Here is a 9,561-nt window from a genome sequence, read left to right as displayed (position 1 = left end):
GTTCCCATGCCGAACACGGAAGTTAAGCTCTTCAGCGCCGATGGTAGTCGGGGGTTTCCCCCTGTGAGAGTAGGACGTCGCCAAGCAAGGTAAAACCCAGCTCATTGAGCTGGGTTTTTTTGTTTATTTAAGAGTGATAAAATCAAACAAATACAAACACCGACAGCTTATATAGCCCATATACTGATTTCAAGTTTCAAAAAGATCTAAATAGTGTATACAATATACGATTTAAGGGAAGGCTAATTGTACGGAGGTGGGAACGATTGGACGAAACACGTAAACCTAATCATACATGTGTGATTTGTGATCAAGAGAAGAATAGAGGCATTCATCTTTATACGAAATTCATATGCTTAGATTGTGAGAGAAAAGTAATTTCTACTTCAACTTCCGATCCTGACTATGCCTTTTATGTAAAAAAACTAAAGAGCATTCATACACCGCCATTATATTCTTAAGACCTGAAAAGGTCTTTTTTTATACTCTTTCATAAAGATATTGGTAATAAAGAGAAGATGAAACTTGTTTAGGGATTGAACGTAGTAGATAATAATATTAAAACTGAGAATATACACAGGAGTCGATGATCTCATGCAGAGATTTTTTCACTTTTTAATATGGAGTTTAACGAGCAGTGCGACTTTTGTTTTCATAGGGATATTGAGCTTTTTCGGTTTAAATCAGCCGCTTTTTTTATCTTTTGTTTATGGGTTCGCTTCAGGAGCAGTCGTATATACAGCTGGCATTTGGAATTCGAGACGGTTGTTTCTTAAAAAGCATGCGCTGACAGGAAGAGAATATGCCTATATTAAGAAAAACCTAGAGGAAGCAAGGCAGAAAATCATACGCCTTCGAAAAGCTTTATTTCAAGCAAAAAGCATTCAAATGTTTAAACAAAATGCAGAAATACTGAGGCTTGTCAGAAGGATTTATATCCTCACCAACAAAGAGCCGAAGCGGTTTTATCAGGCTGAGCGATTTTTTTACCAAACGCTCGATTCAGTTGTTGAACTGACAGAGAAGTATGCCTTTTTATCATCTCATCCCAAAAAAAGCAAAGAGCTGTCGATGTCACTGAGTGAGGCGCGTATCACACTTGCTGAATTGACAAAGCGTTTAGAGGAAGATTTAACTCAATTAATGGGTGATGATATTGACGAACTGCAATTTGAATTAGATGCGGCGAAACATTCATTAAAGAAATAATGGAAGAGGGTAAGAGCGATGAACAGAGATCAGAGCGACCTTCATATCGATGAGTTGTTGGCGGACCCTTTTGGAGAAATAGAGGCGGAGCCTGTAAAAGCAGAGAAGCAGCAAGTACGCCTTGTTGATGTTCTACCTGAGGAAAACAAAGAAAAAGCAATTCAGCTCGCTGAACAGATTGATCATAAAAATATGCAGAGCATTGTCTTATACGGTTCACAAGCTCAGTCGAAACTGCTAAATTTTTCTCACACTATGATTGATCATGTTCAAAAGAAGGATGTCGGGGAGATTGGCGAAATACTTGGAGAGCTGATGAAAAAGCTGGAGCAAGTAAATCCTGATGATCTTCAGTCTAGGAAAAAGGGTTTTTTGGCGCGTGTGTTTGGAAGAGTATCGAATTCTCTTCAGGAGGTGCTTTCTAAATATCAAAAGACCAGCGTACAGATAGACAGAATCAGTTTGAAGCTGGAACACTCTAAAAATGCTTTAATCAGTGACAATAAGCTGTTAGAGCAGCTATACGAAAAAAATAAAGAGTATTTCACCGCGCTGAATGTTTATATTGCTGCAGGGGAACTGAAGCTGGAGAAATTAAAAACAAAAACAATCCCTGAACTGAAGCAACAGGCTGAATCAGAGGAGCACAATCAAATGGCTGTTCAAGAAGTAAACGATTTGGTTCAATTTGCTGACCGTTTAGATAAAAGGGTGCACGATTTGCTGCTGAGCAGGCAAATTACAATTCAAAGTGCTCCGCAAATCAGGCTAATTCAGAATACAAACCAAGCGTTAGCTGAAAAAATCCAGTCATCCATTGTGACAGCAATTCCGCTTTGGAAAAACCAAGTTGCGATTGCGCTGACGCTTTTAAGGCAGCGCAATGCAGTGGATGCCCAACAGAAAGTATCTGATACAACCAACGAGCTTTTACTGAAAAATGCGGAGCTTTTGAAGACCAATACAATTGAAACTGTGCGGGCGAATGAACGAGGCCTAGTTGATATCGATACTTTAAAAAAGGTGCAGGAAAGTTTAATCAGCACGCTTGAAGAAACGCTGACCATACAAGAAGAAGGACGAGACAAACGCCGTCAAGCAGAAGAAGAACTCATGGTGATGGAAGACGATCTGAAGCACAAGCTGCTTACGATGAAGGAAAGGTAGTTACCAGCAAGTCTTATCTTTAAGTTCTGTCAGAGGAACGATATAATAAAGTGTAAGAAAACATATTCAAAGGATTGTTTTAATGAACACACCTTTATATACAGCATTGATTCAGCACGCGAGAAGAAATTCTCATTCATTTCATGTTCCGGGACATCACAATGGAGATGTCTTTTTTGATGACGCTAAGTCGATATTCAATCCGCTGCTCACTATTGATGTAACTGAACTGACAGGGCTGGATGACCTCCATCATCCTTCTGGGGTGATTAAGGAAGCACAAGAACTTGTCAGTCAATTATATGGATCGGCGGAAAGTTTTTTCTTGGTGAATGGAACAACTGTCGGAAACTTAGCGATGATTTTATCTGTTTGTGAACCGGGTGATATAATTCTGATTCAAAGAAACTGCCATAAATCTGTCTTTCATGCTGTTGATATGGCTGGTGCTGAATCGGTTTATCTCGCACCTGACATTGATGCAGCGATGCATGTGCCTACGCATGTTCCGCTAAATACAATTAAAGAAGCCTTGGCAGCGTATCCAGATGCGAAAGGCTTGGTGCTGACCAATCCGACATATTACGGGCATAGTGCTGATTTGACCGAAGTCATTTCAGAAGCTCATCATTACGGGATTCCTGTTTTAGTGGATGAAGCCCATGGCGCACATTTTGTTTTAGGGGAGCCTTTTCCGCCCTCAGCTTTAAAAATGGGGGCAGATATCGTTGTTCAGTCGGCTCATAAAACGCTGCCTGCCATGACGATGGGCTCTTATTTGCACCTTAACAGCAGCAGAGTTGACCGGAATCGGGTGGCAGAGTATTTAAATCGATTACAAAGCAGCAGTCCGTCTTATCCGATCATGGCTTCATTAGACATTGCCCGCGCTTATGTACAGCGTATGATAGAAGAACATAAGCTTTCTGACATTCTGCAACGCATACAATCACTTAAACAAACGTTTGATTCACTTAGAAATGCAGAAGCTGTCAAACCGGCAGATCCACGTACGATAACGGATCCGCTGAAACTCACAATTCGTTCAAAGCGGGGGCATTCTGGGTATACGCTGCAAAACATATTAGAGCGTGCTAACATATTCACTGAGCTTGCGGATGAAAATCAAGTCTTGCTCGTTCTTCCATTGGGAGGAAATCGCAGAATAAACGCTGAAATAATGAAAACCATTGATGCAGAGGTTGAAAACACGCCTCCAGATCAGAGGTTTGCCTCTGCAGAATGGGGATTGCGGCCTGTTACTGTCTTGCCTTATCAAAAAAAGGTCTTACAAACGTTTACGAAAGAATATGTGGACTTTAATGAAGCGGCAGGCCGGCTGAACGCTGAGGATATCATACCTTATCCTCCGGGTATACCGATGATCATGGCGGGAGAAAGAATAACGAAAGAAAGTGTGCAAAAGCTCAGACGCTTGATCAGCATGAAAACGCATGTTCAAGGGAATACGAAAATCAAAGAGAAACAACTACTTGTTTATATAGAAGAGGAGAAATCATGAGCGGTTTATTTATTACATTCGAAGGTCCTGAAGGTGCGGGGAAAACGACTGTTCTGCAGGAAATCAAAAACATACTGACAGCAGAAGGCCTTCAAGTTACAGCAACTCGAGAGCCGGGCGGTATAGATATTGCAGAACAAATTCGAGAGGTTATTCTGAATGAGAACAACACATTAATGGACCCAAAAACAGAAGCTCTCTTATATGCGGCTGCAAGACGCCAGCATTTAGTTGAAAAAGTAAAACCAGCATTAGAACAAGGGCAGGTTGTTCTTTGTGACAGATTCATAGACAGTTCGCTCGCGTACCAAGGATACGCAAGAGGACTTGGGATTGATGAGGTCCTGTCAATTAATGAGTTTGCCATCGGCGATATGATGCCCCATGTAACGGTTTATTTTTCAATTGATCCGGAAGAAGGGCTGAAGCGCATTCATGCAAACGGCTTGCGGGAGAAAAACAGGCTTGATTTAGAAAAATTAAGCTTCCATACAAAGGTACAGGAAGGTTATCAAGAGCTGATGAAGCGATTCTCGGAAAGATTTTACTCAGTTGATGCCAGCCAATCCAAAGACCTCGTTGTTCAGGACGTCATGAAGGTAATCAATGAAGCGTTGAAAAAAATTCAATTGTGACCTGTTTCCCGATAGTTGATATAATAATGTAAACGAGATCATTGTTGTTTCCAATCTAAAGGAGGCCTTCACAGATGAAATTGATAGTGGCAGTTGTACAAGATCAGGATAGCAACCGGCTTTTGAAAACCTTAACGGATCACAACTTTAGAGTTACAAAGCTTGCAACGACGGGAGGATTTCTTAAATCAGGCAATACAACGTTTATGATTGGTGTCGAGGATATACGCGTCGATAAAGCATTGAGTCTCATTAAGGAAAACGGACAGAAACGTGATCAGATGATTGCCCCTGTATCTCCGATGGGCGGGAATGCTGATTCATATGTCCCTTATCCAGTCGAAGTTGAAGTTGGCGGAGCGACAGTATTTGTCCTTCCAGTCGATGAATTTTATCAATTTTAAGGATTTGAAACTGTGAAAATTAATAAAGATATACGTACATTTATAGATAATAAGCAGCTTCCTTCTGTGAAAACATCTGAGATCACAGCGTCGTTTAAAACATCAATGGAAAATCAAAGCAGCAAATTGAAATTTGATCAGCTCACCAGGCTGTTATCGGATATAGAGGCGTTTGGAAAAAGGCTGACAAAATCCCGGAATTTTAAAGACTTAGCGAGATTCAAAGGACTTGTGAAACGTTTTGTCAAAGAAGCCGTAGACAGCGGTCTTTCACATGAAACGTCGCAAAGTTTTGACCTGTACGGAAACAGCAGAACGCTGGGACTTGTAAAAGAAATAGATGACAAATTGATACAGCTTACGGAAGAGATGATGGATCAGGAAAAACCGGCAATTGATTTGCTGGAGCGTATTGGCGAAATAAAAGGTTTATTGATTAACCTTTACACATAGAGAGTGATACAATGGCAATATCTTGGAACGAAATGAACGAGCTTCAGCCCAGAGTGATGAAGCTTTTATATAATAGTATTGAGAAGGACAGACTATCACACGCTTATTTGTTTGAGGGAAAAAAAGGAACAGGAAAGCTTGATGCCGCGCTGCTTCTTGCGAAAAGCTTTTTTTGCCTGGAGGACGGCGCGGAGCCTTGTGAGAGCTGCCGAAATTGTAAACGGATAGAGTCAGGGAACCACCCTGATCTCCATCTTGTTCAGCCTGATGGTTTATCGATCAAAAAGGCACAAATTCAAGCGTTGCAAGAAGAGTTTTCTAAGACAGGGCTTGAATCGCATAAAAAGCTTTATATTATTTCGCACGCAGATCAAATGACAGCGAATGCGGCGAACAGTCTGCTGAAATTTTTAGAAGAACCGAATAAAGATACAATGGCCATCCTCATCACTGAGCAGCCCCAAAGGTTATTGGATACCATCATCTCAAGATGCCAAACCCTTCCTTTTCAGCCTTTGCAGCCCAAAGCAATTGAAGATAGACTAATCGAACAGGAAGTCTCGCCTCATATGGCAAGGCTTCTCGCCAACATGACCAACAATGTAGCAGAAGCAGTCGAATTAAGTCGAAATGATGAGTTTGCAGAGTCTAGAGCGAAAGTGATAAAATTGTATGAAGTCCTACACCAGCGGAAAGGACATGCTTTTTTCTTTATTCAAGATCAATGGATGCCCTTTTTCAAAGAAAAAACCCATCAAGAAATGGGTCTTGATATGCTCTTATTGATATATCGCGATGTGTTGTCCATCCAAATAGGAAATGAAGATAAATTGATTTATCAAGACTTATTCCAATCAATAAAACAGCATGCGCTACAATCAACACAACAAAGCGTTACGAATCAGATTCTTGCTGTTTTAGAAGCAAAGAAACGGCTTCATTCCAATGTGAATGTACAAGGATTAATGGAGCACTTGGTGTTAATGTTGCAGGAGGGATAAGCTTGTACAATGTAATTGGAGTCCGCTTTAAGAAAGCGGGTAAAATATATTATTTTGATCCGAATGGATTTCATATAGAACATGACAGCTGCGTAATTGTAGAAACTGTCAGAGGCGTTGAGTACGGCCAGGTCGTGATTGCAAATAAACAGGTGGATGAGCATGATGTCGTGCTGCCCCTTCGAAAAGTGATACGTGTGGCTGACGAGCGCGACCTTCTCATCGTAGAAGAAAATAAACAGGAAGCTTTATCAGCATTTGACATCTGCCAAAAGAAAGTGGTTGAACATGGCTTGGATATGAAGCTGGTTGATGTTGAATTCACGTTTGATCGCAATAAAGTCATTTTTTACTTCACTGCTGACGGCCGAGTAGATTTTAGAGAGCTTGTAAAAGATTTGGCTTCTATCTTTAAAACAAGAATTGAGCTGCGCCAAATCGGAGTAAGGGATGAGGCGAAAATGCTTGGAGGAATCGGTCCTTGCGGAAGAATGCTTTGCTGTTCAACGTTCCTTGGAGATTTTGAACCTGTTTCCATTAAAATGGCCAAGGATCAGAACTTATCTTTAAATCCTACGAAGATTTCAGGTCTTTGCGGACGCTTGATGTGCTGTCTAAAATACGAGAATGATGAATATGAGACGGCAAAAGAGCAGCTTCCTGATATAGGAGAAATGATTACGACAGCAAACGGCCCTGCGAAGGTCGTCGGACTTAATATTCTGGAACGGGTGCTTCAGGTGGAACTGATAAACCGTGAAAAAGTGATAGAATATACTTGGGAAGAGCTCTTGGAAGAGGGCGTCGTATCCGCACAAACCACAGATTAACGAGGTGTGGAACCTTGGATAAAAAAGAGTTATTTGATACCGTCATTAACTTAGAAGAACAAATTGGCTCACTGTACCGACAGCTGGGGGATTTAAAGCAGCATATTGGTGAGATGATTGAAGAGAATCATCATTTGCAGCTTGAAAATAAGCATTTGCGCAAACGGCTGGACGATACGACGCAGCAGATTGAAAAGTTCAAAGCTGATAAAAAAGAATCAAAAACACAGAAGACAGAGCAATCTGATATAGGCGAAGGGTATGATAATCTGGCACGTCTATATCAAGAAGGGTTTCATATCTGCAATGTCCACTATGGAAGTGTTCGAAAAGAAGATTGTCTGTTCTGTCTGTCATTCTTAAATAAAAAATAAGGAAAAGGCTTCCGCATAAGACGGGAGCCTTTTTCAAAGGTACTGAAAGGATAAGAAGATGGTTTCATTACGTGATGATGAAAGATTAGATTATTTGCTGGCAGAGGACATGAAAATCATACAAAGTCCAACAGTTTTTGCCTTTTCATTGGACGCTGTGCTTCTCTCCAAATTCGCATACGTTCCGATTCAGAAAGGAAAAATCGTTGATTTATGCACGGGGAATGGCATTGTGCCACTTCTGCTCAGCACAAGATCAAAAGCAGACATTATTGGAGTTGAAATTCAAGAAAGACTTCATGATATGGCTGTTCGCAGTGTGGAATACAATAAGCTTCAGGAACAAATTCAGATGATACATGATGATCTGAAAAACATGCCGGAGAAGCTGGGACATAATCGATATGATGTTGTCACCTGCAATCCGCCGTATTTTAAAACACCGAAACAAACTGAACAAAACATGAATGAGCATCTCCGGATCGCAAGACATGAAATCCACTGCACACTGGAGGATGTTATTTCAGTCAGCAGCAAGTTGCTTAAGCAAGGAGGAAAGGCAGCCCTTGTTCATCGGCCGGGCAGGCTTTTAGAGATTTTTGAGCTGATGAAGGCTTACCAAATCGAGCCGAAGCGTGTGCAATTTGTCTACCCGAAACAAGGGAAAGAAGCAAATACCATTTTGGTTGAAGGAACCAAAGGCGGGCGTCCGGATTTAAAAATTCTTCCCCCTTTGTTCGTTTATGACGAACAAAATGAATATACAAAAGAAATCGGGACCATTTTATATGGAGACAAATAACCATTTTTTCTACGTCGTGAAATGTAGAGACAATAGCTGGTATGCCGGGTATACCAACAATCTGCAGAAACGGGTAAACACACATAATGATGGAAAGGGCGCAAAGTATACAAAAGTAAGACGTCCGGTTGAATTGATTTTTGCCGAAGCTTTCACAACGAAGCGGGAAGCCATGCAGGCGGAATATTATTTCAAAAAACTGACTCGAAAGAAAAAAGAGCTTTATATAGAAGAAAAGCGGAACAGCAAGGAGGCTGTATATGTTAAGGCGCCAAATGAGCTTTAATGGAAAGTCAGACATGGGAATTCTTTATTTGGTCCCAACACCAATTGGAAATTTAGAGGATATGACATTCCGGGCGATCGACACGCTGAAATCAGTGGATGCGATTGCTGCGGAAGATACGAGACAAACGAAAAAGCTTTGCCATGTATACGAAATTGAAACACAGCTTGTCAGTTATCATGAACATAATAAAGAAAGCAGCGGCCACAAAATCATTGAATGGCTGAAATCCGGAAAAAACATTGCCCTTGTCAGTGACGCTGGGCTGCCGACGATTTCTGATCCGGGAGCGGAAATCGTGAAGGATTTTAGCGAGATAGGCGGTTATGTTGTTCCGCTGCCGGGAGCGAATGCTGCATTAACGGCTCTAATCGCTTCAGGTATTGTACCGCAGCCTTTCTTCTTTTACGGTTTTCTGAACAGGCAGAAAAAAGAAAAGAAGAAGGAGCTTGAAAGTCTTAAAAAACGGCAGGAAACGATCATCTTTTATGAAGCGCCCCACAGACTTAAGGAAACCTTGTCGGCGATGGCCGAGATTTTGGGAGATCGGGAAATTGCTGTTACGCGTGAGCTTACTAAGAAATATGAAGAGTTTATCAGAGGCACGATATCTGAGGTCATCGAATGGGCAAACGAGGATCAGATACGCGGTGAGTTTTGTCTTGTAGTAGAAGGCAATAAAAATGAAGAATCAGATGAGGAAGCACAATGGTGGGAAACCCTCACGCCTAAAGAACATGTCGAGCATTACATTGCGCAAGGTGGTACTTCTAAAGAAGCCATTAAAAAAGCTGCAGTCGATCGCAATATTCCAAAGCGTGAAGTGTACGATGCTTACCATATTCAGCAATAAAAAAAACGTTCTTGTGTCATAACAA

Annotated in this window: 13 protein-coding genes and 1 rRNA gene; all 14 read left to right on the top strand. The window is 41.2% G+C overall.

Going from position 1 to position 9,561, the window contains the following annotated elements; all coding sequences use genetic code 11:
- Positions 1 to 86 (top strand): 5S ribosomal RNA (gene rrf / locus ACY3LV_RS18910); the annotation flags it as partial.
- A 180-nt stretch (positions 87 to 266) separates the two neighbouring features.
- On the top strand, positions 267 to 461 hold the full coding sequence (gene csfB, locus ACY3LV_RS18905) for an anti-sigma-G factor (RefSeq protein WP_148964443.1): 195 nt from the start codon (positions 267 to 269) through the stop codon (positions 459 to 461).
- A 133-nt stretch (positions 462 to 594) separates the two neighbouring features.
- Positions 595 to 1,209, top strand: coding sequence for a 5-bromo-4-chloroindolyl phosphate hydrolysis family protein (locus tag ACY3LV_RS18900; RefSeq protein ID WP_148964444.1), 615 nt, complete (start codon positions 595 to 597; stop codon positions 1,207 to 1,209).
- Positions 1,210 to 1,227: 18 nt separating this feature from the next.
- Positions 1,228 to 2,376 carry a toxic anion resistance protein gene (locus tag ACY3LV_RS18895; protein ID WP_464864300.1) on the top strand — a complete coding sequence of 383 codons (1,149 nt, stop codon included), beginning with the start codon at positions 1,228 to 1,230 and terminating at the stop codon, positions 2,374 to 2,376.
- Positions 2,377 to 2,458: 82 nt separating this feature from the next.
- The gene (locus ACY3LV_RS18890; protein ID WP_464864299.1) at positions 2,459 to 3,898 is read left to right on the top strand and encodes an aminotransferase class I/II-fold pyridoxal phosphate-dependent enzyme; all 1,440 of its coding nucleotides are present in this window, start codon (positions 2,459 to 2,461) and stop codon (positions 3,896 to 3,898) included.
- A complete protein-coding gene (tmk, locus tag ACY3LV_RS18885) occupies positions 3,895 to 4,533 on the top strand; it encodes a dTMP kinase (RefSeq protein WP_148964447.1) in 639 nt (212 codons plus the stop codon). Before ACY3LV_RS18890 ends, tmk begins: the two co-directional genes overlap by 4 nt.
- 74 nt (positions 4,534 to 4,607) lie before the next feature.
- Entirely contained in the window at positions 4,608 to 4,937 is a 330-nt protein-coding gene (gene darA, locus ACY3LV_RS18880; RefSeq protein WP_148964448.1) for a cyclic di-AMP receptor DarA, read from the top strand.
- Between the two features lie 12 nt (positions 4,938 to 4,949).
- Positions 4,950 to 5,390: a YaaR family protein gene (locus ACY3LV_RS18875; RefSeq protein ID WP_087993952.1), complete on the top strand. Its 441-nt coding sequence runs from the start codon at positions 4,950 to 4,952 to the stop codon at positions 5,388 to 5,390.
- A gap of 11 nt (positions 5,391 to 5,401) precedes the next feature.
- Entirely contained in the window at positions 5,402 to 6,391 is a 990-nt protein-coding gene (holB, locus tag ACY3LV_RS18870) for a DNA polymerase III subunit delta' (protein ID WP_087993953.1), read from the top strand.
- 2 nt (positions 6,392 to 6,393) lie between these two features.
- Complete coding sequence (gene ricT, locus ACY3LV_RS18865) at positions 6,394 to 7,221, top strand: competence/sporulation regulator complex protein RicT (protein ID WP_060397760.1); 828 nt, start codon at positions 6,394 to 6,396, stop codon at positions 7,219 to 7,221.
- Positions 7,222 to 7,235: 14 nt separating this feature from the next.
- Positions 7,236 to 7,595 (top strand): replication initiation-control protein YabA, encoded by a 360-nt coding sequence (gene yabA, locus ACY3LV_RS18860; RefSeq protein WP_087993954.1) that lies wholly within the window; start codon positions 7,236 to 7,238, stop codon positions 7,593 to 7,595.
- Between the two features lie 58 nt (positions 7,596 to 7,653).
- A complete protein-coding gene (locus ACY3LV_RS18855) occupies positions 7,654 to 8,397 on the top strand; it encodes a tRNA1(Val) (adenine(37)-N6)-methyltransferase (RefSeq protein WP_333562283.1) in 744 nt (247 codons plus the stop codon).
- The gene (locus tag ACY3LV_RS18850; protein WP_148964450.1) at positions 8,384 to 8,683 is read left to right on the top strand and encodes a GIY-YIG nuclease family protein; all 300 of its coding nucleotides are present in this window, start codon (positions 8,384 to 8,386) and stop codon (positions 8,681 to 8,683) included. The genes ACY3LV_RS18855 and ACY3LV_RS18850 overlap by 14 nt, the downstream gene beginning before the upstream one ends.
- Positions 8,658 to 9,536 carry a 16S rRNA (cytidine(1402)-2'-O)-methyltransferase gene (gene rsmI / locus ACY3LV_RS18845; protein ID WP_464864298.1) on the top strand — a complete coding sequence of 293 codons (879 nt, stop codon included), beginning with the start codon at positions 8,658 to 8,660 and terminating at the stop codon, positions 9,534 to 9,536. The genes ACY3LV_RS18850 and rsmI overlap by 26 nt, the downstream gene beginning before the upstream one ends.
- The last annotated feature ends 25 nt before the right edge of the window (positions 9,537 to 9,561 follow it).

It is taken from the genome of Bacillus sp. 11C (genome assembly GCF_055486375.1).
This window is presented reverse-complemented; position numbering and strand designations above follow the sequence as displayed.

Bases quoted from the DNA above. Each gene is read 5' to 3' on its own strand.
- tmk (WP_148964447.1), top strand. From the start codon at position 3,895: ATGAGCGGTTTATTTATTACATTCGAAGGTCCTGAAGGTGCGGGGAAA.
- darA (WP_148964448.1), top strand. From the start codon at position 4,608: ATGAAATTGATAGTGGCAGTTGTACAAGATCAGGATAGCAACCGGCTT.
- ACY3LV_RS18850 (WP_148964450.1), top strand. From the start codon at position 8,384: ATGGAGACAAATAACCATTTTTTCTACGTCGTGAAATGTAGAGACAAT.
- ACY3LV_RS18895 (WP_464864300.1), top strand. From the start codon at position 1,228: ATGAACAGAGATCAGAGCGACCTTCATATCGATGAGTTGTTGGCGGAC.
- rsmI (WP_464864298.1), top strand. From the start codon at position 8,658: ATGTTAAGGCGCCAAATGAGCTTTAATGGAAAGTCAGACATGGGAATT.
- ACY3LV_RS18890 (WP_464864299.1), top strand. From the start codon at position 2,459: ATGAACACACCTTTATATACAGCATTGATTCAGCACGCGAGAAGAAAT.
- ACY3LV_RS18900 (WP_148964444.1), top strand. From the start codon at position 595: ATGCAGAGATTTTTTCACTTTTTAATATGGAGTTTAACGAGCAGTGCG.
- ACY3LV_RS18855 (WP_333562283.1), top strand. From the start codon at position 7,654: ATGGTTTCATTACGTGATGATGAAAGATTAGATTATTTGCTGGCAGAG.
- holB (WP_087993953.1), top strand. From the start codon at position 5,402: ATGGCAATATCTTGGAACGAAATGAACGAGCTTCAGCCCAGAGTGATG.